This is a genomic window from Ruegeria sp. BH6 (assembly GCF_056538105.1).
In genome coordinates this window covers 24,742-46,083 of record NZ_JBQFSR010000009.1, presented here as the reverse complement: position 1 = coordinate 46,083, position 21,342 = coordinate 24,742, and the positions used below count along the sequence as shown (strand labels likewise).

Here is a 21,342-nt window from a genome sequence, read left to right as displayed (position 1 = left end):
CAAATCCGGGCCGCATCGCATCGGTGCGGCCCGATCGATCCCGATGTTTCCGCTGTCTGGGTTTGGCAGCGTCCGCCAATGTCCTATACGTGCTGTGCCCCATTCACCTCGATTTCCGCCCCCGAGATGTATGAGCTTTCCTGAGAACACAGGAAATAGATCGCCGCTGCGACTTCTTCAGGCTGCCCTAACCGTCCAAGTGGCAGCTTTTCCACTATTTTATTGGTACCGGGGCTGAGGATTCCGGTTTCAACCTCACCAGGTGCGATTGCGTTCACCCGCACGCCCACTGGGCCGAAGTCATGTGCCATTTCCCGCGTCAGCGCTGCCAGCGCCGCCTTGGATGTAGCGTAGGCCGCGCCTGCAAACGGATGTACGCGCGCGCCTGCAATGGATGTCACGTTAACGACTGATCCACGGGCTGCGGCCAATTCCTCTTTCAAGCCGCGCGCCAGAACAACGGAAGCAAAGAAATTGACGTGGAACACCTGCCCCCAAGTCATGAGGTCGGTGTCCAGCGTATTCAATCGCTCTCCTTCTGGGCCCTTCGGCGACACCCCCGCGTTGTTGACGAGGGCGTGTAGCTTGCCTCCGACCATTTCTTGCAGGACACCAACTGAATTGATCGTTTCGGCAGGATCGCTCAGATCCAGCTGCAAATGATTTTCTTTTCCTTCCCACGGACAATCATCCGGCACAGGAGAGCGCGAGCACGTGATAACCCGCCAACCTTCGGCATGGAACCGACGAACCGTTGCGAACCCAATGCCCCGGCTAGCACCCGTCAGAATAAGAGTTTTTTGCTCCATTGGATGTGTCTCCTGTTTCAGGGCATGCAGGCACACTAACAGTGGCGACTGCACTCACAACAGCGATCTTGGCTTATGCCGCCAAAACGCCTAACACGTGAGGAAGAGGACCAAGATATGAAGACACGAGACATGAACCGGGACTGGATCGCCACCGCCGCCACTTTGAACAGCGCATTGCCGTATCTGCAACGCTATGACGGTGCAATCGTCGTCATCAAGCTGGGCGGCCACGCCATGGGCAGCGACGAAGCGATGGAAAGCTTTGCCCGCGACGTCGTTCTGATGCGTCAGGTCGGGGTCAACCCGGTGGTCGTGCATGGCGGCGGGCCGATGATCAACGCGATGCTGGATCAGCTGAACATCCAGTCGGAGTTCGTGAACGGCAAACGTGTGACCGACAAAGCCACCGTCGAAGTGGTCGAGATGGTGCTGTCCGGCCTGGTAAACAAACGCATCGTGCAGGCAATCAATGGTCAGGGCGGCAAGGCGGTGGGCCTGTCGGGCAAGGATGCCAACCTGATGATCTGCGATCAGGCCGATCCGTCACTTGGGTTTGTCGGCTCTCCGTCGCAGATGGATCCGGCGATTTTGCATAACCTGTTCGCCCATGATGTGATCCCCGTGATCGCGCCTCTGGGCGCAGGTAAGAACGGCGAGACCTTCAACATCAATGGCGACACTGCTGCCGGGGCCATTGCTTCGGCGCTCAAGGCGGACCGGCTGCTGCTGCTGACGGATGTTTCGGGCGTTAAGAACGCGGGCGGCGAGGTTGTGACCGAGCTGAAAGCCGGTCAGATACGCGAAATGACCATGGACGGCACCATTGCGGGCGGGATGATCCCCAAGACCGAAACGGCTCTGGATGCCTTGCACAGCGGCGTAAGGGCCGTGGTCATTCTGGATGGGCGTGCGCCCAATGCGGTGCTGTTGGAGCTGTTCACCGAACACGGCGCAGGCTCGCTTATCCGGCCCGACTAATTACCCAACGGAGGAGACATGACCGGACGTCCCCCGACCTCCTCGACAACCTTCTATGACCGCGTGGAACATGCGGTGCTGCAAGCGGGTCTGATCGTGATGGGCGCCCTGCACCCACACCGGGTCGACGCCAAACAATTGGATAGCGGCACGCTGATCCTGTTGGGCGCGGGAAAATCATTCTGGCCCACGCTGAAATCCGCGCCCGAATGGCCAGGTGACCACCCGGTTGATCGGTGGTCAACGCGCGTGGTTGGGCAGTTGGCCCGCGATCTGGGGGCCGAGGCACATTTTCCCTTCGGCGGCCCGCCCTACGCACCCTTCATCGACTGGGCCCTGAAATCCGGGCGTACCTTCAGCAGCCCGGTGGGCGCGCTGGTGCATGATACGGTCGGCATGATGATCTCATACCGTGGGGCGCTGCATTTTACCGAAGAGTTCATTATCCCCGAGGTTCCCGGCTCCTCTCCTTGCATCAACTGCCCGGCCCCCTGTACCCAAACCTGCCCCGTCGGCGCGCTGAACAGTCAGAATTTCTATGATGTCGGGGCCTGTCACGCTCATCTGTCCACCGCGGCAGGGCAGACCTGCATGACAGGTGGGTGTCTGGCGCGGCTGTCCTGCCCCCTCAGCGAGGGTGCAGGGCGCGAAGCTGAGCAATCTGCCCATCACATGAAAGCCTTTCACCCGTCATGAGCCGCACCCTGATCCTGACTCGCCACGCGAAATCCAGTTGGAATGACTTGAATCCTTCGGATCATGATCGCCCTTTGAACAAACGCGGACGCAAATCCGCCCCGGCGATAGCCGGTTGGCTGCGCGTAAACGGCTGGCTGCCAGATGAGGTGCTAAGTTCAACATCGACCCGCACCCGTGAAACCTGGGACCGTATGGGGCTGCAGGCGGACAAGATCACGTTTCACCGCGCGCTTTATCACGCGGAGTCCGAAGACATTCTGACCGAATTGTCAGGGGCGACAGAACCCACAGTGCTGATGCTGGGCCACAACCCCGGGATCGGTATCTTTGCCAGCCGCATTGTCCGGGAGGCACCGGACCACGCCCGGTTCCACGACTACCCGACCTGCGCCACCACCGTGATCCGGTTTGATATCGACGACTGGGCGCATGTCCGATGGCACAGCGGCACCGTGCAGGGGTTTGTCATTCCACGGGAGCTGCTGGAATGAAAAAAGGCGGGGCAAAACCCCGCCTTTTCGTCCGTTTCGCTGGGATCAGTGGCCCAGAATCTGGCTGAGGAACAGCTTGGTCCGTTCGCTTTGTGGGTTGTTGAAGAACTCTTCCGGTTCGTTCTGTTCCACAATCTGACCGGCATCCATAAAGATCACACGGTTGGCGACCTGACGGGCAAAGCCCATCTCGTGCGTCACGCACAGCATGGTCATGCCTTCCTCGGCCAGCTCGATCATGGTGTCGAGCACCTCTTTGATCATCTCAGGGTCCAGCGCCGATGTCGGTTCATCGAACAACATGATCCGCGGCATCATGCAGAGCGAGCGGGCAATCGCCACACGCTGCTGCTGACCGCCCGAAAGCTGACCGGGGTATTTGTCGGCCTGTTCAGGGATCTTCACCTTTTCCAGGAAATGCATCGCACGCTCTTCGGCCTCTTTCTTCGGCGTTTTGCGCACCCAGATCGGGGCCAGCGTGCAGTTTTCCAGAATGGTCAGATGCGGGAACAGGTTAAAGTGCTGGAACACCATTCCAACCTCGGACCGGATCTTGTCGATGTTTTTAAGGTCATTCGACAGCTCGGTCCCGTCCACAACGATCTTGCCCTGCTGGTGTTCTTCCAGCGCGTTCAGGCAGCGGATCAGGGTGGACTTGCCCGACCCCGATGGCCCCGCGATCACGATCCGCTCGCCTTGATTGACGGTCAGATTGATGTCGCGCAGCACGTGGAAGGCCCCGTACCACTTGTTCATGTTGGTGATTTCGATGGCGACCTCGTCGCTCACCTGCATCTTGGAGCGGTCGATTTCGCGTTCAATTGCAAGTTCAGACATGTGTTGAACTCCTTAGCGGTGGCCAGTCTGAAGCTTGCGCTCCAGATACATGGAATAACGGGACATGGAGAAGCAGACGACGAAGAACAGAACGCCGATAAAGGCGAACAGTTCCCAGTAGACGCCGTTCCAGGCGGTATCGGCGCGGATGCCGTTGGTCAGGCCGATCACGTCGAAAAGACCGATGATCGAGACCAGCGTGGTATCCTTGAAAATGCCGATAAAGGTGCTCACGATGCCCGGGATCGAGATTTTCAGCGCTTGCGGCATGATGATCAGCCGTTGGGCCTGCCAGTAGTTAAGTCCCAGACTGTCGGCCCCTTCGTACTGACCGCGCGGCAAGGCTGCCAGACCACCCCGGATCACCTCGGCCATATAGGCGGCCGAGAATAAGGTCATCATGATCATGACTCGCAGGATGATGTCAAAATTGGTTCCCGGCGGCAGGAACAGGTTCAAAAGCAGCGAGGCCACGAACAGCAAGGTGATCAGCGGCACGCCGCGAATGAACTCGATAAAGCCTACGCACAGGTATTTGACGATCATCAGATCGGACTGCCGACCCAGCGCCAGAACGATGCCAATTGGCAGCGAGACACCAATGGCTACAACACCCAACAAGATTGCCAGCATAAAGCCACCAAAGTCGCGGCTTTCGACCGGTTCGATACCAATGGGGATCACTGAATCAATCGCAACAGCAACCGGACCAGAGGCAAACAACCACCAGAGTATCGGCAATACAATCGCCAGAATCAGCGCCGTCAAGGAACCTGCGGCGGGTAGCGCCAGCTTGTATACAAAGTACCCAATGGCGAACCCAGCAGCGACCATCAGCGGCCCCCAAATGCTTCCACCCCACATCAGCCAAGGCAGCAGGAACGGATAGGCCGCCGTAACGAACAGCAGCTTCCGCGGTGCTTTGGTGAACAGGACCGGTGCAATTGACACAAGCAACAGAATGAAGGTCAGATTCGGCCGGAAATAGGCGGGCCAGCCACCGGTTTCGGGCGGGTTAGACCATGTTGCGTCCGGATGTGCCGGATAAGGCGGATAGAACCCGTACAGCAATTGCAGCCACCGGTCCTTGATAACACCCCAGCAGGCATGGCCATGAGTATCACCCCATGTCGCCATCATGATCTCACGACATTCCGAAAGGGAATTGGCATTCCATACGGATTCGAACGTCCATGACAGAATGTTGGACAGCACATAGTAGATTAAGTACAGCGAGGCCAAGGTCAGGATGGCGTTGAGCCAGCTTGAGAACAGATTATGCCTGATCCAGCCCAGTACGCCCACCTCGGATGCGGGTGGTGCCTGTTCCGGCAACATTTCCGTGCGGACAAATGAAACATCACTCATATTACCGCTCCACCAGTTTGACACGGTTGTTGTACCAGTTCATCACCGCCGAAATGCTTAGCGAGATGGCCAGATAGACCAGCATCAGCAGAAGAACGCATTCCAGTTCGCGACCGGTCTGGTTCATGGTGATGCCACCAAGGGTGCCGGTGATATCCATATACCCAACCGCAATCGCCAGTGACGAGTTCTTGGTCAGGTTCAGATAGTTCGAGATCATCGGCGGGATAATCACCCGCAGGGCCTGCGGCAGGATCACCAGACGCATGGTTCGACCCGGGCGTAGGCCCAGTGCGGATGCGGCCTCGGTCTGGCCTTTCGAGATGGCCAAAATACCAGCGCGCACGATCTCGGCGATAAAGGCCGCGGTGTACAACGACAGGGCCAGCCAAAGGGCAATCAGCGAGTTTCGTAGATGGGTACCGCCAGTAAAGTTAAAGCCTTTCAGTTCGGGAAAGCCCAGATGGAAGCCCAGCGCGCCCAGCAGGATAGCCGACGGCACGAACAACAGACCCAACTGGATGTGCCAGATGGTCGGACGATCACCCGTCTTTTCCTGCGTCGCATTGGCCCAAGCCGACACTTTGCGCATGGCAAAGATACTGCCACCCATCACGATCAGGAAGGCGATCAGGTCCAGCGATACATCAAAGCGCAGGCTCGACGTGCCGAACAGGTGAATATCTCCCAACCCGCGCGAGAACAGGAATTCAGGCACATATACGCCGCGATTGGTCACCGCGACCGTGCCGAACAGATCCATCGTGGCTTCTGGGTTTTCACCCCGGAAGGCGCGCGGTGCCGGTAGGCTTTCGATCAGGATCGCCATGGCGAACACGATCCACAGCAGCACTGGCACGTTGCGGAACATTTCCACGTAGACAGTCATGATCCGGGCGACCAGCCAGTTGTTCGACAGGCGCAGAACACCAACCATGACGCCGATGATCGTTGCCGTGATACAGCCCAGAACTGCGACAACCAGCGTGTTCAGCAAGCCTATTAATGCCGCACGCAGATGGGTATCGCGCGAGTCGTATTCCAGCAGACGCTGGTTGATGTCATAGCTGGCCGGTTCGGCAAAAAAATCGAACCCGACTGTTCTGCCAAGTGTTTCGAGGTTCTGAATGGTGTTGTTGATAATCCAGGCTGCCAGAAGCATGAAACCGATCATCGCTATGACCTGAATGGTCGCAGATCGGTACCGCGTATCGTAAAGGAGCATGGACAGCCGGAAGTGCTCCTTCGGCGGGTCAGTGAGTGTCGTCATGACCTATGTTTTTCCCCGTGCATCCCGGTTTATGGCAGAGTTTGCTTCTGCTCAGATCGTTCCGGGCGTGTTTCTTATGGAAGGAAAAAGGGCGCAGGTTGCCCCGCGCCCTTTTCCGTGGTTTTTAGCGGAAGGGCGGTGCGTAAAGCAGACCGCCATCAGTCCACTGAGCGTTCAGGCCGCGTGCCAGACCGATCGGAGTTTCTTCACCGATGTTCTTGGCAAACACTTCGCCATAGTTGCCGCCGACTTTGATCGCGCGCTGTGCCCAGTTCGCGTCCAGACCCAGCATCTCACCCAGCGTACCTTCGGTACCCAACAGGCGGTTTACCTCTGGGTTGTCGGTGGCACCGCTGGACATCTCGTCGATGTTGGCCGAGGTTACACCCAGCTCTTCCGCCGCGATCAGTGCGTTGAGGGTCCAGCGGACCACATCGCCCCATTCGTGATCGCCATGACGGACCAGCGGGCCCAGCGGCTCTTTCGAGATGATTTCGGGCAGGATCACGTGATCACCAGCGTTTTCAAAGGTGGCACGAGTTGCCGCCAGGCCAGATGCGTCGGTGGTATAGACGTCACAGGCACCAGCCAGATACTGCTGCTGCGCTTCGGCGTTGGTTTCGATCGGAACCGGCTCGTAGCTCATGTTGTTGATGCGGAAGAAATCCGCCAGGTTGAGCTCGGTAGTGGTACCGGTCTGGATGCAGACGGTCGCGCCGTCCAGTTCCTTGGCCGAGCTGACGCCCAGAGCCTTGGGAACCATGAAACCCTGACCATCATAGTAGTTGATGCCGACGAATTCGAACTTCAGGTCGACGTCGCGGCTGAAGGTCCAAGTGGTGTTACGGGCCAGCATGTCGATCTCGCCCGAGGCCAGCGCGGTAAAGCGTGTCTTACCGGTGGTCGGAATGAATTCTACGGCGGTTGGATCGTCCAGAACGGCGGCTGCGACTGCGCGGCACACGGCCACGTCAAAGCCCTGCCATTCGCCATTGGCGTCCGGGCTGGCAAAACCGGGTACACCGCTTGCCACACCACAGTTCAGTTTGCCGCGTGCCTTGACATCATCAGCAGTCCCCGCCGCAGCTGCACCAGCAGCCAGGCCGGCGATGGTTGCCACGCCCAAGATTACGGATTTTTTCATTTTTACCTCTTCCTGATTTCCCGTCCCTATCCAGAGACGGCTCTGTCCGGCACCTTTGGCACCAGAAAGGTTTCCCCAAAGGTGTCTCCCCTTTAGTGGGCACGAGTTTGGGCGTATTCATAAACAAACGTCAAGGCCCGGATCAGGGAAAACGATGAGTCAATTCAAAGATGACTCGTTCCACGTTGGAAAATCAGGCTGTAAGGGATCAAATCGAGAGGTCAAAAAATCTTTTTGCGTGCAAAAAGGCCGCCTTTTTGGTTTCCGCTACGTCAAATGCCTCATCGTCGTGGCCCCATTGCTCAATCTGCCAAATTTCATCCAGCCTGGACATTTGCCAGATTTCTTCAACATTGCGCCAGTTCAGAGCAGTCGCAAAACCAAGGACAAGCGAGCCTGACAAGCTGACAAGATCATGGAATGCGGCCAGTTGAAAATCGTTAAGCTGATGAACACGCAGCTTTAGGGTGTTCAAAGCCGTTTCCGATTGCGGCTGATGCAACACACCAGCCACGGGCAACAGCCGCGCAGATAGCACCTCGGCCGCCCAGTCCAGGGCCGGGTCCCATTGCTCGGCCTGACGTTTTTGCAACTCTTGCGGGTGCGCCGCGCGGTAGCACAGCAAATCCGAATCCCCATAGTCGGCCAACATGTCCGCAACCTCGGCGTGTTGATGGTGGACCTTGTCGATGGCAGCGTTGGCCGATCGTGTGAATGGCATGACTCGCGGGTCGATCTCTTTTTCCTGCGCGTCCCATTCAGCGGCAACCTGTTCGGCCATAGCATGTGTGGGCAGGATCAAGGCTGCCTTAGCCGGAGTTTTCACCCGGCGTCCGTCCAATTCGACAGTGAATCCCCCTTCGGCATCGACCACGGCACTTTCGGTCCAAAATCGCTTGGGTTTCCAATCGCTCATGTTGTCAGGTCCAGATATCGTCCAGCGCTTGCGGCAGCTGGTTAAAGGTTTCAATTACACAGGTCGCACCGTCCAGAGCGGACCGGTCGTGATAGCCCCAACTGACACCGATGCCCGTCACCCCGGCGGCGCGGGCCATGTCCATGTCGAATCTTGTGTCGCCAATCATGACCGTGTTGGCCGCGTCCACCCCGGTTTCACTGCGCGCGGTGTCGATCATCGAAGGGTGCGGTTTCGACGGGTGGTGATCCGCAACCTGCCGGGTCACGAAATACCGCTCCAGCCCATGCGCCTCGATCAGTGCGTCCAGCCCGCGCTGGGACTTACCGGTGGCCACACCCAACAATACTTCAGGCACTGCGTGCAGCGCCTCAATGGCATCCCGCGCGCCAGGATAGAGAGGAGAGCTTGCAGCGCCCTTTTCAAGACGGTGCGCGTGATAGGCTTGTTTATAACCCTCGACCAGGCGCTGCTGATCGCTGTCCGAATGTTCTGGCGCCAGTTGTGCCATCGCGTTGGGCAGGGACAGACCAACAATGGACAGAATTGCGTTGCGGTCAGGCACCGGCAGGGACAGCGTCCCAAAACTGGCGGTCATCGCCGCGACGATGCTGCCCTGGCTATCGACAAGGGTGCCATCCACATCGAACAGCACCAAACGCAGCGGTGCGCTCATTGCAGTTCCTCGAAGGGATCATCGGCGGCCAGATCCTCGGTCCAACCAAAGGTGTCCCAGCTGTGTTTCATGTGATCCGGCAATGGCGCAGTAATGGTGATGGTCTTGCGCGTGGTGGGATGCTGGAACGAAGCCTGCCGTGCGTGCAGATGCAATTTCTTGCTGATGATACCGCCCAGTTGCGCGCCCCACCCGTCACCAAGGTTTTCCTGACCTGAGCCGCCGTATTTGCCATCGCCGATGATGGGATGCCCAATTGCGGCCATATGCGCGCGCAGCTGATGCGTGCGGCCCGTGATCGGCTCCATCGCCACCCATGCAGCGCGTCCAGCCACCCGGTAAAGCGTGGCATAGAGCGTGTGCGCCCGTTTCGCGCCCGGCGTGTCATTGATTTCGCCCAGATGCACGGGGATCATCTTTTCACCCTCACCGTGCTTGCCGTGGCCCGCGGCTTTGACCAGCCCGGTTTTGATCTCACCCAGATACGGCGTCGGCACCCCGGCGACCAGCGCCCAATAAATCTTGCGCGTATCGCGGTGACGGAAGGCGGCGGTCAGCCCTTTAGCCGCCTCGCGCGTGCGCGCCATCAGCAACACGCCCGAGGTGTCCTTATCCAACCGATGCACAAGGCGGGGGTTTTCATCATATCCAAACCGCAGCGCCTCGGACAGGCTGTCAACGTGGCGCGTCTGGCCACTGCCGCCCTGCACCGGCAGGCCTTGGGGTTTGTTCAGCGCCAGAACGTGATCATCGCGATAGATGACGCAGGACTGGATCATCTTGGCGTCGGCATCCGAAATACGATGTTTGACCTCGGCAGGTTTGTGATCGGCATCGGGCAAAGGCGGTACACGAACGACCTGACCGGCCTCAAGCCGGGTCGAGGCTTTCACCCGCCCGCCTTCAACCCGCAGCTCGCCCTTGCGGCACATCTTTTCGATGCGCCCCTGGCTGACATGGGGAAACAGGCGGCGCAGCCACCGGTCCAACCGCTGGTCGCCGTCACCTTCTGCCACGGTGATCATCTGTACGCCGCTCATGCCGATATCCCCTGCGTCGCGCGACGTGTCCGCGCGCTAAGCCTGTCTGTACGTGTCCTAGAAAACATGCGCGTCTGTGGCCTGCTGCACCGCAAGAGTCAAGCCGACCTTACCCGTTGCGCTGGGCCCGCAGCTTGGCAAAATAATCCAGCCGCTTTTTCAACTCGCGTTCGAACCCACGTTCGACCGGCTGATACAGTTCAGGCCGGTCCATACCGTCAGGGAAATAGTTCTGACCCGAAAAGCCATCTTCGGCATCGTGGTCATAGGCATAGCCCGCGCCATAGCCCTGATCCTTCATCAACGAGGTCGGCGCATTCAGGATATGCTTGGGAGGTGGTTCGCTGCCCGATTGCTTGGCCAGCCGCATCGCCGCCTTGTAACCGACGTAAGCGCCGTTCGATTTGGGGGCCAGGGCCAGGTAGACCAGCGCCTGTGCCAAGGCCAGTTCCCCCTCGGGGCTGCCCAGCCGTTCATAGGTCTGCCATGACTGCACGCAGATCGCCTGTGCCTGCGGGTCGGCCAGACCGATATCCTCAACCGCCATCCGGGTGATCCGCCGCGCCAAGTATCGCGGGTCTTCGCCCCCCGTCAGCATCCGCGCGAACCAATAAAGGGCAGCGTCCGGATCTGACCCGCGGACCGATTTGTGCAAAGCTGAGATCAGGTTGTAATGCTCATCCCCCGATTTGTCGTATTTTGCTGCACGCCGCATCAACCGGGTCGACAGCGCATCCGGGTCCAGCGGCGCATCGACCTTCCACGCCGCGATCTGCTCGATCAGGTTCAACAGCGCACGCCCGTCACCATCGGCCATTTCCTGCAACGCCTCACGGGCAAGCCCAGTCAGCGGCAATGCGCGGTCCAGCTCTTTTTCCGCCCTTTGGGTCAACCGTTCCAGATCAGTCAGACTGAGCCGTTCCAGCACCAGCACCTGCGCCCGGCTGAGCACAGCAGCGTTCAGCTCAAAGGACGGGTTTTCGGTCGTGGCCCCAACCAGCAGGATCGTCCCATCCTCCATATGGGGCAGGAACCCGTCCTGCTGGGCTTTGTTGAAACGGTGAATCTCATCCACGAACAGCAGCGTGCCCTGCCCGTTCTGGCGGCGGATCTTGGCGGCTTCGAACACTTTCTTGAGGTCCGGCACGCCAGTGAAAATTGCGCTGATCTGAACGAAATGCAGATCGGTTTCCTGCGCCAGCAGCCGCGCGATGGTTGTTTTTCCCACCCCCGGCGGCCCCCAGAACACCAGACTGGATAAGCTGCCCGAGGCTAGCATGACCCCCAGCGGCGCATCTGGGCCCAGAACCTGTTCCTGCCCAATCACCTCAGCAAGTGTTTGCGGGCGCAACCGATCCGCCAGCGGCCGATGCGCAGGCGGTGCGGGCGCGGCGGCCCCGGTGTCGAAAAGATCGCTCACGCGTTACAACCGGAACCGCAGGGAAACCGAACGGCCACCGCGCAGGATGTCAAAATTCAACCTGCGCCCCGGATCGGTCAGCGCATCGACTATGTCTTGCGGGTGGTCGATCTGCGCGCCGTTGATGCCATTAACCACATCACCCACACGCAGCCCAGACCGCCCTCCGTATCGGTCTGCGTCCACCACAACAACGCCGGTTTGCGACAGCACCAGCCCCAGCCGCGTGATGACCGCCGGATTAACGCGTGAGACCGTCAACCCAGGCATGACCGTCTGGTCATCCAGCGTGGTCTCGTCGGCTGGCGGGGTCTCGGGCGCTCGGACAAGAGCTACTTCCAGATCCGAGCTTTCTTCGCCGCGCAACCGGGTCAAGACCGAGGTGCCGCCGACGCCCGCCACCGACATGCGAAACTTCATCTCGGCCGGAGAGTTCACTTCATCCCCGTCTACGTGGGTTACCACGTCACCGACACGCAGACCTGCATCGGCAAGCGGGCTAAGGGGGTGCAGGTCAGAGATTACCACGCCCAACGGGATCACCAGACCCAGCGACTCGGCGATATCAGCGCTCATATGCTGACCTGCCATTCCCGCCCAAGGGCTGACGAAATGGTCATTACCCTCCTGCGCTTGCCGCAGGAACTCGGCCACCAAATTGGCCGGGATCGCAAATCCAATGCCGTTTGATCCGCCCGAGCGGGTCAGAATGGCCGTATTTATCCCGATCAGGTCCCCGTTCACGTCAATCAGCGCACCGCCCGAATTTCCCGGATTGATCGCCGCATCCGTCTGGATGAAATAACCGCGCGCGTTGCCGGTCGCAGCCCCGGTCCGGGCCAGCCCTGAGATGATGCCCGACGACACGGTCTGTCCCACCCCGAACGGGTTGCCGATGGCCAGCGCCAGTTCCCCCACCGCGACTTGATCGGAATCGCGCAGTTCCAGGAACGGCAGATCGTCAGCCTCTTGCAGGCGCAAAATGGCGATATCGCTTTCCTTGTCACCCAGTACCACCTGGGCCGAATACTCCCGCCGATCCGTCGTCACCACGCGAATTTCCGTAGCAGTACCAACCACATGGTAGTTCGAAACGACGTAACCATCCTGCGAAAGGATTACGCCGGACCCCAGCGAGTTCTGCACTCGCGGGCGCGGCTCGGCCGAGCCGCCGCCAAAGAAATCCCGAAAGAACGGGTCCGAGAAAAACGGGTTGGCCCGCCCCTGCCGCACGATCTTAGCATAGATGTTGACGACCGCCGGTGAGGCCTCTTTGACCACCGGGGCGAAACCCAACGATATCTCGGCTTGTGATTGCGGCACGCGGGTGTCCGCAGTGGCAACCGAGGCGCATGCGAAGGAAAGAGCGATAAGTGTCGCGCGGAACATATAGACCTCAACTTGCAGAGTTGCGTTGGATATGCGCCCGCGCGAAACGTAATGCAAGCTTCCGGTGACAGTCAGTTAAGAGGAGCGTTCAACCGCGTACCCTTGGTAATGATCCCGCCGCGATTGCCAACATCAATGGTTCCGTAGCGCTGCTTGAACACCTCAGGCAATTCGCGGTCTCCCTCGGGGGATAACCAAAGCCGGAACAGATGACGCCGCTCGTCCGGATTCGGCCAGTCGGTGAACCCTGTCCGGTCGTGCAGCTGGGAATGATTATAGACGAACTGCATGTCTCCGGGCTGCAGCCGCATGGTCAGGTACATTTCTGGATCATTTGCTAACGCATCAAACCTGTCCAAAGCCGCGACGTGGTCCGGTGTCAGGCGCATGGCATCAGGAAACCTTTGCGCGCTATCGATATACTGGCGCTGGTAGAACACGGTGAGCTTGCCGTCGTGCCAACAAAATGGAGGGATCGTCATGAATGGCTGCATGCCTTCCGGCACTTCGCCACGGCGATCGGTCGCGATGGGGTCGAACAAACGCTGCAGCAGGTCGGGGCACTCGGCACGCATTCGATTATAGATGGTTTCGGCACTGACCAACAGTGAATCCCCGCCCTCTTTGGCGTCACGCAAACATAGCAGCCCGACGATATCGGCGCTGTCCGTGTGAAAGGTCTGCCGCTCGTGGGTCTGGTAAATCCGCGTGTTCGGGTCATTGGCATCCGCGCCAATGTCACGGACATGCCCTAGAATGTGGCCCTGAGCGTTCTGTGAGCGGGCAGACCCCAGATGTGCCCCCGCCCCGCAGAAAATAGCCGCTGCCATCTCTTGCGTGTACGATTGCACCGGAAGGCCCCGGATTACCTCGAATCCGATCCCATTGATCAATTTGTCGCGCAGATGTTGCAGATGGCCATCAAACCGTTGTAACGGAAAATCCGCTCTTGAAATTTCCCCGATGTCGCGCCCCAAGCTCAGATAGTGACGGGCAGCTTGTTCAAGATCGGCGATGTCCTCGGGCGACAGGTCGACAATCCATTCATGCTCGCGAGCGCTCATCTGTTGTCCGGTCCAAGCGGAAGGTCCTGTGAATTCACTTGGGATCTCAGATATTTCCGTCATCATCTGTACTCCACACATATTTTTCAGGATAACGCGGGAAAGATGGTTTTACATTGCCGTAAAATAGCCGGAAATGACGTTAGTTAGACGATAGACCTGTACTGTCCGCCTGCAAACAGGTGGCGCACGCATCATTCGACCGGCGACCAATCCTGACCGGGATCGTAGGACGTAAAATCCGCAGTTATTTCCAGTGTTTCGGGGCCAAAGTCCGCCTCGAAAACAATTCCGTTTTCGCCCACAAGGAATGAATGGATACCGGTTTCACCATATTCGGCCGGAACTGCCAACAGGGCGTGCCCGGCGACAAACCTATCACCGACATAATAGGAATAAGCGCCACCCGGTGCATTTGGACCCTGCTCTTGTAGGATAGTATAGTAATACCCCAGGAAGGGCTCGGCCTCGTAATCAACCTCGCCATCACTCCAACCCGAAGCGGCAGCGCGGGCCAGTGCTGCACCGACAAAGCTGTCTTCTTCGGGCCAGAACAACCCGTTTCTGACGCCTGGATCCGCAATAATCGTCTGAGCAAATTCCATAACGCCATCACCATTGTGATCGACCAGCCTGAACGCAGCCTGAAGATCGACGTAAGCCTCAAGCAGTTCGATCACGTCCAGTTCGTTCAAGCCAATCTCGCGCGCCGAAAGTTCCTCGATGCCGGCTTCGAGATCGAATTGCCAGCCGTCTTCGCCTCGTGAAATGGGGATCGGGAATGGCCAGCTGTCTTCACCCAACAAAAGAACGACGCCGTCCTCGTCGGGTTGAAATCGGTAACCCTCGGCGTACATGGCAAGTACTTCCTGCCGCCTTTCCTGATCCTCGACAGGATCACCTGTCCCGATCAGGTCTTCCGCCTCGGGCCCAAAAATCTCCAGCAACTTGCCTTGGTCATCCGCCCTCAGGGCATCAACAAAGGCATCAAGGGCAGTTTGCGGCGTGTCGAACTGAGCCCCATCTGAAAGTGCCGCACCCGCAGTTGCGGTAAGAAAAAAAATGGAAAACACCGAATTACGCATCTTACCGTCTCCGCTTGCCTTTGGCGGCATGGCCGCGATTGGACGCGCTGTGGGTTCTTTTCCCTGACGCCTTTTTCTTCATCGCCTGCCCCTTGGAGGCCTGTGGCTTGCGCTGAGCCGCTTTCTTGGCCTGAGGCTTCTTGGCAGCTTGGGGTCTTTGTTGGACAGGCTTTTTCGCAGTCTCCGGTCTTTGCTTGGTACGCTCGACGGCTTGCTGCTTGGCTGCGGCCTTATCCCGGTCGACATTGCCCCGGTTCACCTGTGGCAGGTCTTTTTTTCCACCGTCCCGGTTGGCAAGCGCACCGCCAGCGACGGCTCCTGCGCCCGCTCCGGCGGCAACCGCTGCTGCCCGCTCACGCGAAGCGCCATCCCGACTGATATCGGCAGCGCCAGATTCACGGCTCAGTTTCGCGCGCAACTCATCTGTGCGTCCTTCGGGACGTTTCACTGGCAAATCGCCACGGCCACTTTCGGGCCTTTTGTGGTTCGAGATTTTATCCTGTGCCTGTTTTTTGCGGTCAGGATCAGGTTGCCATCCGATATCCGTCCGGTCCCCAAGATCAATGTCCCTGTCGATATTGACGTTGCGGTCGACATCAATGTCGATATCGGGGTTCCTGATGATGGGTTGACCATTCCATCCGCCACAATTCCGACAGCCCCAATAGTCGTACCAATCATCATCGTCGTCAAAAATTTCGTCAATTAGTGCGACCGTGCCAAAGGTCAGTAACGCCGCACCAACCACATCCCCTGTCGATGGACCGGTATAAACTGTTTCGGGGTTGTATTGCGGCACATATACCGTCTCGGTGTTTGTGGGCGTGATGACTACTGTTTCGTCTTCGGCCACTTCAACTGTTTGTTCAGGGCCTGAAACTAATGCGCCACTGTCGATCGCCTGGTCCCGCATCACCTGAACAGCGTCCATCACATCGTCGGACTGGGCCAGCATCGCGGTGCCCATGGTTTCGGTCCAGTCAATATGGGTGGCCATCTGCCCGACAACTTCGGGAAACGCCGTAGCAAGGACACTAACCGAAGGATCCCAGCCCATGGCATCGATTTCCGGCTCCAACTCAGCGGGGTCACGGTCGGCGTTGTCCAGCAAAAAACGCTCGGCCTTCACAATTTCCAACGGCTGGGTAGCGGCGACAAATATCTGGATAAGCAACGTGTCTGGATAAAGAGCGACCGGTGCAACCAATGTTTGCAGCTCGGCATCTGTCAACAGATCGGATTGATCAGTTGACGTTTCTTCGGCCGCGGGATCATTGGATGTTTCCTGAGCATAAAGCGCGGTTGATGCGCCAATACCGAGCACAAAAATCAGATACCTAAACATATTGCGATCCTTTAATTTCTTAAAGGATCACCCAAGATTGCGATTCTGGCAACAGGAGGACCAGTTGGCCGCCTGGTCCGCGGAATCAAAAAACCCCCGCGTCCGGAGACACGGGGGTCAAAATTCAGAAAGCCGGGCTTTCTTATTATTCGTCTGCAGCCTCTTCGGCGGCAACGCGGGCCTTGTCGGCCGCACCTTTGGCGTCGACGTCGCGATCCACGAATTCGATGATCGCCATCGGGGCCATATCGCCATAGCGGAAGCCAGCTTTCAGAATGCGGACATAACCGCCCTGACGCTCGGCATAGCGGGGGCCCAGAACTTCGAACAGCTTTGCGACGTATTGGTCTTCTTTCAGCTGCGATGCGGCCTGGCGGCGGGCGTGCAGGTCTCCGCGCTTGCCCAGGGTGATCAGTTTTTCAACGATCGGGCGCAGTTCTTTTGCCTTCGGCAGAGTCGTTTTGATCTGCTCATGCTCGATGAGCGAGCCAGCCATGTTCGCAAACAGCGCCTTACGGTGCTCATGTGTACGGTTCAGGCGGCGGTAACCACGTGCGTGACGCATTTTCTAGTTCCTTCTTTCGCGTTTTGCTTTGTCTGGCCGGCGATGCGTGTCACCGGCTCTCCTTGGGGCGGAAGTGCCCTTGTTGTCCCCGGCAACCCATTTTCGGGCCGGGCATTGGAGAAGACGCGTTTAGAACGCGTCTTCGAATTTCTTCGCCAGATCTTCGATGTTGTCGGGCGGCCAGTCCTCGACATCCATGCCGAGGTGCAGACCCATGCCGGACAGCACTTCTTTGATCTCGTTCAGCGACTTGCGGCCGAAGTTCGGGGTGCGCAGCATCTCGGCTTCGGTCTTCTGGATCAGGTCGCCGATGTAAACGATGTTGTCGTTCTTCAGGCAGTTTGCCGAACGGACAGACAGCTCCAACTCATCTACTTTCTTCAGCAGCAGCGGGTTGAACTCCAGACCATCGTCCTCGTCCTGGCGGCCAGCCGATTCCGGCTCGTCGAAGTTGACGAAGATCGACAGCTGGTCCTGCAGGATACGAGCGGCAAAGGCCAGCGCGTCTTCCGGTGTAATCGAGCCATCTGTTTCGATCTTCAGGGTCAGCTTGTCATAGTCCAGAACCTGACCTTCACGGGTCGGCTGAACGTCATAGGCAACCTTTTTGACCGGCGAATAGATCGCATCGATCGGGATCAGGCCGATAGGTGCGTCTTCCGGCTTGTTCTTTTCAGCCGAGACGTAGCCTTTGCCGGTGTTGACGGTCAGTTCCATGAACAGGTCAGCGCCATCGTCCAGGTGGCAGATGACGTGATCGCGGTTCAGAACCTCGATACCAGCGCTTTCGCTGATGTCACCAGCGGTGACAACGGCGGGGCCTTTGGCATTAATCGACAGGCGTTTGGGGCCTTCGACTTCCATGCGCAGGGCAACCTGCTTGAGGTTCAGGATGATGTCGGTGACGTCTTCACGAACGCCTGCGACCGAGGAGAACTCGTGCAGGACGTTGTCGATCTGGACGCTGGTGATGGCCGCGCCTTGCAGCGAGCTCATCAGAACGCGGCGCAGCGCATTGCCCAAAGTCAGACCAAAGCCACGCTCCAGCGGTTCGGCAACCAGAGTTGCCTGGCGCGCAGGATCGTTGCCCGGCTTGCCATCCAGCTGGGTCGGCTTGATCAATTCAGCCCAATTCTTATGGATCATGTAATCCCTCCATTCCTGTCCGCGCCCCATGACCAACAAGGTGCAGACGCCCGAGGTTCAAAATGACGTGCTGGGGCCGTGCAAAAAACACAGCCCCAGCTCAATTCAAAATCGCTTAGACGCGACGACGCTTCGGCGGACGGCAGCCGTTGTGAGCGATCGGAGTCACGTCACGGATCGACGTGATGTTGAAGCCCACAGCAGCCAGCGCGCGCAGAGCCGATTCACGACCCGAACCGGGGCCCTGAACTTCGACTTCCAGCGTCTTGACGCCATGTTCCTGCGCCTTCTTGCCTGCGTCTTCTGCAGCCATCTGAGCGGCGTAGGGTGTCGATTTCCGCGATCCCTTGAAGCCCATAGTACCGGCAGACGACCACGAGATGGCGTTGCCCTGTACGTCCGAGATCAAGATCTTGGTGTTGTTGAAGGTCGAATTCACATGGGCGACGCCCGATGCGATGTTCTTACGCTCTTTGCGCTTAACGCGAGTCTTATCACGTGCCATCAGTCAGACCCTCCCTTATTTCTTCTTACCAGCGATGGCCTTTGCGGGGCCTTTGCGGGTACGAGCATTGGTGTGGGTACGCTGACCGCGAACCGGCAGGTTGCGGCGGTGACGCAGACCGCGATAGCAGCCCAGGTCCATCAAGCGTTTGACGTTCATCTGAACTTCACGGCGCAGGTCACCTTCGACGGTGAAGTTGGCGTCGATGTGCTCGCGGATGGCCAGAACTTCGGCGTCGGACAGTTCGTTAACGCGACGGGTCGCGTCGATACCTACGGCTTCGCAGATCGCTTTGGCCGAGGTGTTTCCGATACCGGTGATATATGTGAGGGCGATAGGTACCCGCTTTGCAGTCGGGATGTTTACGCCGGCAATACGTGCCACGTGTCACTTTCCTTTTCGTTGCGGTTCCGTAACTCCAGAACCTTTTTTCACAACGCTTTACCGTGGCAGTGAGGCCAGAGGGTTCAGCATTATTCGAGGTGGTCGGGGCAATTGGGACGAATCCCGCATGCGGTCTTGATTCCCTTTAGGGATGGGGGTCGATATGGGCTTTTGGCAACGCCGTCAAGCCCATATTGATATCAGCCAAGGATCGCCTCAATCGACGCGGTGACTTCCTTGATATCCGCCAGTCCGTTCACGGGGCGTAGATCGCCCTTGGCGTAGTAATAGCCGATCAGCGGCGAGGTCTTCTTGTAATATTCCATCAGGCGCGTACGCAGGCTGTCTTCGTTGTCATCTGCACGACGCTGGAAGTCATTTTCCTTACCGCAATTGGTGCACTTGCCGTCTGCCGGAATCGGTTTGGTGATGTCGTTATAAACCTCACCACACCCGCCACAGGTCGAACGCGCCGTGATACGACCCACCAGCGCATCATCATCGACGCGCATCTCGATCACTGTGTGCAACGACTGACCCAGCTTGGTCAGCAACGCCGCCAGCGCATCGGCCTGCGCCAGCGTACGGGGGAAGCCGTCAAAAATGAAACCGGCGCCTGTTTCGGTGGTCAGCTTCTCTTCGATCAGGCCGATCACGATCTCATCAGTGACCAGCTTGCCCGCATCCATGATCGCCGCAACCTTCTGCCCCATCTCGGTGCCCGAGGTCTTGGCCTCGCGCAGCATGTCGCCAGTGCTTAACTGAACCATGCCGCGTGTTTCGACCAGGTGGCGCGCCTGCGTCCCTTTACCGGCCCCCGGGGGGCCAAGAAGAATGATGTTCATCGACGAGAGGGTCCCTTCCTGCCGCGTTTCTTACCTTTGCCGCGCAGTTGGGACTTTTCAATCAGCCCTTCGTATTGGTGCGCAAGCAGGTGGCTCTGAACCTGTTGGATCGTGTCCATGGTCACAGAGACGATAATCAGAACCGAGGTGCCTCCGAAATAGAACGGGATGGCAAACTGGCCCCGAAGGATTTCAGGTAGCAGACAGACCGCCGCCAGATAGGCCGAACCCAGAACCAGCACGCGGTTGACCACGTATTCCAGATACTCGGCGGTTTTCTTGCCCGGACGGATACCCGGCACAAAACCGTTCTGCTTTTTCAGGTTGTCCGCCACATCGTCCGGTTTGAACGACACGTTGAACGTATAGAAATAGGCAAAGAACACGATCATCGAGGCGAAAAACAGCAGGTACAACGGCTGTCCGGGGCCAAAGTTGGCCAGCAGCCACGACATCACCGGCCCATTGGTCGCACCCGACGAGAAGGTCGAGATCGTCACCGGCAACAGAAGCAGCGAGCTTGCAAAGATCGCCGGGATAACGCCCGCCGGGTTCACTTTGACCGGCAGGTGGCTGGAACCACCTTCATAGATCTTCATACCGGCCTGACGGCGCGGATATTGGATGTGGATCTTGCGCAAGGCCCGCTCCATGAACACCACAAAGGTGATCACGGCGATAACCATCACGATCACACCCACGATCACTGCAGGGCTGATCGCACCGCTGCGTCCGCTGGCAAAGAACTGCGCCAATGCGGCCGGAACCTCGGCAATGATACCGACGAAGATGATCAGAGAGATACCGTTACCGATGCCACGTGCGGTGATCTGCTCACCCAGCCACATCAGGAACATTGTGCCGCCAACCAGCGTAATCATGGTCGACATCCGGAAGAACATACCCGGATCGGTCGCCAGATCACCCGATTCCAGCGATACGGCCAGACCATAGGCCTGAACGGTGGCCAGAGCCACGGTTCCGAAACGGGTATACTGGTTGATTTTCTTGCGTCCCTGCTCACCCTCTTTCTTGAGTTGTTCGAGCGCGGGAACCATAGATGTCAGCAGCTGCACAATGATCGAGGCTGAAATGTAGGGCATGATGCCGAGGGCAAAGATACCCATCCGCCCCAGCGCCCCGCCAGTAAACATCGAAACCATGCCGCCGATGCCCTGCCCCGCCTGCTCCATGAATTCGCGCAGGGCCTGCCCGTCGATCCCCGGCACCGGAATAAAGGTGCCCAGGCGATAAACGATCAACAAACCCAGCGTAAACAGGATGCGGTTGCGCAGATCGGTGGCTTTGCCAAGGGCAGACCAGCTTGTGTTGGCTGCCATTTGTTCTGCTGCTGATACCATAA

Annotated in this window: 22 protein-coding genes; 3 read left to right on the top strand and 19 right to left on the bottom strand. The window is 58.3% G+C overall.

Features of this window, described 5'->3' with window-relative positions:
- Window positions 1–83: 83 nt before the first annotated feature.
- Window positions 84–809 carry an SDR family NAD(P)-dependent oxidoreductase gene (locus ACR0B8_RS16920; RefSeq protein ID WP_170362243.1) on the bottom strand — a complete coding sequence of 242 codons (726 nt, stop codon included), beginning with the start codon at window positions 807–809 and terminating at the stop codon, window positions 84–86.
- A 117-nt stretch (window positions 810–926) separates the two neighbouring features.
- On the opposite strand from ACR0B8_RS16920, the gene argB reads away from it, so the two are divergent.
- Genes argB through ACR0B8_RS16905 form a run of 3 tightly spaced genes read left to right on the top strand, consistent with a single transcriptional unit; the run spans window position 927 to window position 2,980 of the window.
- On the top strand, window positions 927–1,790 hold the full coding sequence (gene argB, locus ACR0B8_RS16915) for an acetylglutamate kinase (protein ID WP_170362244.1): 864 nt from the start codon (window positions 927–929) through the stop codon (window positions 1,788–1,790).
- A gap of 18 nt (window positions 1,791–1,808) precedes the next feature.
- Window positions 1,809–2,486, top strand: coding sequence for a ferredoxin (locus ACR0B8_RS16910; RefSeq protein ID WP_226689187.1), 678 nt, complete (start codon window positions 1,809–1,811; stop codon window positions 2,484–2,486).
- A complete protein-coding gene (locus ACR0B8_RS16905; protein ID WP_226689188.1) occupies window positions 2,483–2,980 on the top strand; it encodes a SixA phosphatase family protein in 498 nt (165 codons plus the stop codon). Before ACR0B8_RS16910 ends, ACR0B8_RS16905 begins: the two co-directional genes overlap by 4 nt.
- A 45-nt stretch (window positions 2,981–3,025) precedes the next feature.
- Here the strand turns inward: ACR0B8_RS16905 and ACR0B8_RS16900 are convergent, their stop codons facing one another.
- The 18 genes from ACR0B8_RS16900 to secY form a co-directional block, all read right to left on the bottom strand.
- The gene (locus tag ACR0B8_RS16900) at window positions 3,026–3,817 is read right to left on the bottom strand and encodes an amino acid ABC transporter ATP-binding protein (protein ID WP_302477207.1); all 792 of its coding nucleotides are present in this window, start codon (window positions 3,815–3,817) and stop codon (window positions 3,026–3,028) included.
- Between the two features lie 12 nt (window positions 3,818–3,829).
- The gene (locus ACR0B8_RS16895; protein ID WP_170362247.1) at window positions 3,830–5,185 is read right to left on the bottom strand and encodes an amino acid ABC transporter permease; all 1,356 of its coding nucleotides are present in this window, start codon (window positions 5,183–5,185) and stop codon (window positions 3,830–3,832) included.
- 1 nt (window position 5,186) lies between these two features.
- A complete protein-coding gene (locus ACR0B8_RS16890; protein WP_170362248.1) occupies window positions 5,187–6,455 on the bottom strand; it encodes an amino acid ABC transporter permease in 1,269 nt (422 codons plus the stop codon).
- 124 nt (window positions 6,456–6,579) lie between these two features.
- On the bottom strand, window positions 6,580–7,599 hold the full coding sequence (locus ACR0B8_RS16885; protein WP_058283524.1) for an amino acid ABC transporter substrate-binding protein: 1,020 nt from the start codon (window positions 7,597–7,599) through the stop codon (window positions 6,580–6,582).
- A 208-nt stretch (window positions 7,600–7,807) separates the two neighbouring features.
- Entirely contained in the window at window positions 7,808–8,515 is a 708-nt protein-coding gene (locus ACR0B8_RS16880) for an ATP12 family chaperone protein (protein WP_170362249.1), read from the bottom strand.
- Window positions 8,516–8,519: 4 nt separating this feature from the next.
- Window positions 8,520–9,191: an HAD-IA family hydrolase gene (locus ACR0B8_RS16875; RefSeq protein WP_226689189.1), complete on the bottom strand. Its 672-nt coding sequence runs from the start codon at window positions 9,189–9,191 to the stop codon at window positions 8,520–8,522.
- Window positions 9,188–10,231, bottom strand: a complete 1,044-nt coding sequence (locus ACR0B8_RS16870; RefSeq protein WP_226689190.1) for an RluA family pseudouridine synthase — start codon at window positions 10,229–10,231, stop codon at window positions 9,188–9,190. The genes ACR0B8_RS16875 and ACR0B8_RS16870 overlap by 4 nt, the downstream gene beginning before the upstream one ends.
- 109 nt (window positions 10,232–10,340) lie before the next feature.
- Window positions 10,341–11,651 carry a replication-associated recombination protein A gene (locus ACR0B8_RS16865; RefSeq protein ID WP_170414656.1) on the bottom strand — a complete coding sequence of 437 codons (1,311 nt, stop codon included), beginning with the start codon at window positions 11,649–11,651 and terminating at the stop codon, window positions 10,341–10,343.
- A gap of 3 nt (window positions 11,652–11,654) precedes the next feature.
- Window positions 11,655–13,040: a trypsin-like peptidase domain-containing protein gene (locus ACR0B8_RS16860; RefSeq protein WP_170362253.1), complete on the bottom strand. Its 1,386-nt coding sequence runs from the start codon at window positions 13,038–13,040 to the stop codon at window positions 11,655–11,657.
- A gap of 71 nt (window positions 13,041–13,111) precedes the next feature.
- Window positions 13,112–14,104, bottom strand: a complete 993-nt coding sequence (locus tag ACR0B8_RS16855) for a TauD/TfdA family dioxygenase (RefSeq protein WP_226689191.1) — start codon at window positions 14,102–14,104, stop codon at window positions 13,112–13,114.
- Between the two features lie 194 nt (window positions 14,105–14,298).
- Window positions 14,299–15,189, bottom strand: coding sequence for a DUF2950 family protein (locus tag ACR0B8_RS16850; RefSeq protein WP_170362254.1), 891 nt, complete (start codon window positions 15,187–15,189; stop codon window positions 14,299–14,301).
- A 1-nt stretch (window position 15,190) separates the two neighbouring features.
- Window positions 15,191–16,534, bottom strand: coding sequence for a DUF3300 domain-containing protein (locus ACR0B8_RS16845; RefSeq protein ID WP_170362255.1), 1,344 nt, complete (start codon window positions 16,532–16,534; stop codon window positions 15,191–15,193).
- A 145-nt stretch (window positions 16,535–16,679) separates the two neighbouring features.
- Entirely contained in the window at window positions 16,680–17,099 is a 420-nt protein-coding gene (rplQ, locus tag ACR0B8_RS16840) for a 50S ribosomal protein L17 (RefSeq protein ID WP_170362256.1), read from the bottom strand.
- A gap of 129 nt (window positions 17,100–17,228) precedes the next feature.
- On the bottom strand, window positions 17,229–18,245 hold the full coding sequence (locus ACR0B8_RS16835; RefSeq protein ID WP_170403678.1) for a DNA-directed RNA polymerase subunit alpha: 1,017 nt from the start codon (window positions 18,243–18,245) through the stop codon (window positions 17,229–17,231).
- Between the two features lie 115 nt (window positions 18,246–18,360).
- A complete protein-coding gene (gene rpsK, locus ACR0B8_RS16830; protein ID WP_008757289.1) occupies window positions 18,361–18,750 on the bottom strand; it encodes a 30S ribosomal protein S11 in 390 nt (129 codons plus the stop codon).
- A 15-nt stretch (window positions 18,751–18,765) separates the two neighbouring features.
- Window positions 18,766–19,134, bottom strand: a complete 369-nt coding sequence (gene rpsM, locus ACR0B8_RS16825) for a 30S ribosomal protein S13 (RefSeq protein ID WP_058272383.1) — start codon at window positions 19,132–19,134, stop codon at window positions 18,766–18,768.
- 200 nt (window positions 19,135–19,334) lie between these two features.
- On the bottom strand, window positions 19,335–19,979 hold the full coding sequence (locus ACR0B8_RS16820; protein WP_170351670.1) for an adenylate kinase: 645 nt from the start codon (window positions 19,977–19,979) through the stop codon (window positions 19,335–19,337).
- Complete coding sequence (gene secY, locus ACR0B8_RS16815; RefSeq protein WP_058283501.1) at window positions 19,976–21,340, bottom strand: preprotein translocase subunit SecY; 1,365 nt, start codon at window positions 21,338–21,340, stop codon at window positions 19,976–19,978. The genes ACR0B8_RS16820 and secY overlap by 4 nt, the downstream gene beginning before the upstream one ends.
- Window positions 21,341–21,342 lie beyond the last annotated feature (2 nt).

Bases quoted from the DNA above. Each gene is read 5' to 3' on its own strand.
- ACR0B8_RS16920 (WP_170362243.1), bottom strand. From the start codon at position 809: ATGGAGCAAAAAACTCTTATTCTGACGGGTGCTAGCCGGGGCATTGGG.
- argB (WP_170362244.1), top strand. From the start codon at position 927: ATGAAGACACGAGACATGAACCGGGACTGGATCGCCACCGCCGCCACT.
- ACR0B8_RS16910 (WP_226689187.1), top strand. From the start codon at position 1,809: ATGACCGGACGTCCCCCGACCTCCTCGACAACCTTCTATGACCGCGTG.
- ACR0B8_RS16905 (WP_226689188.1), top strand. From the start codon at position 2,483: ATGAGCCGCACCCTGATCCTGACTCGCCACGCGAAATCCAGTTGGAAT.
- ACR0B8_RS16900 (WP_302477207.1), bottom strand. From the start codon at position 3,817: ATGTCTGAACTTGCAATTGAACGCGAAATCGACCGCTCCAAGATGCAG.
- ACR0B8_RS16895 (WP_170362247.1), bottom strand. From the start codon at position 5,185: ATGAGTGATGTTTCATTTGTCCGCACGGAAATGTTGCCGGAACAGGCA.
- ACR0B8_RS16890 (WP_170362248.1), bottom strand. From the start codon at position 6,455: ATGACGACACTCACTGACCCGCCGAAGGAGCACTTCCGGCTGTCCATG.
- ACR0B8_RS16885 (WP_058283524.1), bottom strand. From the start codon at position 7,599: ATGAAAAAATCCGTAATCTTGGGCGTGGCAACCATCGCCGGCCTGGCT.
- ACR0B8_RS16880 (WP_170362249.1), bottom strand. From the start codon at position 8,515: ATGAGCGATTGGAAACCCAAGCGATTTTGGACCGAAAGTGCCGTGGTC.
- ACR0B8_RS16875 (WP_226689189.1), bottom strand. From the start codon at position 9,191: ATGAGCGCACCGCTGCGTTTGGTGCTGTTCGATGTGGATGGCACCCTT.
- ACR0B8_RS16870 (WP_226689190.1), bottom strand. From the start codon at position 10,231: ATGAGCGGCGTACAGATGATCACCGTGGCAGAAGGTGACGGCGACCAG.
- ACR0B8_RS16860 (WP_170362253.1), bottom strand. From the start codon at position 13,040: ATGTTCCGCGCGACACTTATCGCTCTTTCCTTCGCATGCGCCTCGGTT.
- ACR0B8_RS16855 (WP_226689191.1), bottom strand. From the start codon at position 14,104: ATGAGCGCTCGCGAGCATGAATGGATTGTCGACCTGTCGCCCGAGGAC.
- ACR0B8_RS16850 (WP_170362254.1), bottom strand. From the start codon at position 15,189: ATGCGTAATTCGGTGTTTTCCATTTTTTTTCTTACCGCAACTGCGGGT.
- ACR0B8_RS16845 (WP_170362255.1), bottom strand. From the start codon at position 16,534: ATGTTTAGGTATCTGATTTTTGTGCTCGGTATTGGCGCATCAACCGCG.
- rplQ (WP_170362256.1), bottom strand. From the start codon at position 17,099: ATGCGTCACGCACGTGGTTACCGCCGCCTGAACCGTACACATGAGCAC.
- ACR0B8_RS16835 (WP_170403678.1), bottom strand. From the start codon at position 18,245: ATGATCCATAAGAATTGGGCTGAATTGATCAAGCCGACCCAGCTGGAT.
- rpsK (WP_008757289.1), bottom strand. From the start codon at position 18,750: ATGGCACGTGATAAGACTCGCGTTAAGCGCAAAGAGCGTAAGAACATC.
- ACR0B8_RS16820 (WP_170351670.1), bottom strand. From the start codon at position 19,979: ATGAACATCATTCTTCTTGGCCCCCCGGGGGCCGGTAAAGGGACGCAG.
- secY (WP_058283501.1), bottom strand. From the start codon at position 21,340: ATGGTATCAGCAGCAGAACAAATGGCAGCCAACACAAGCTGGTCTGCC.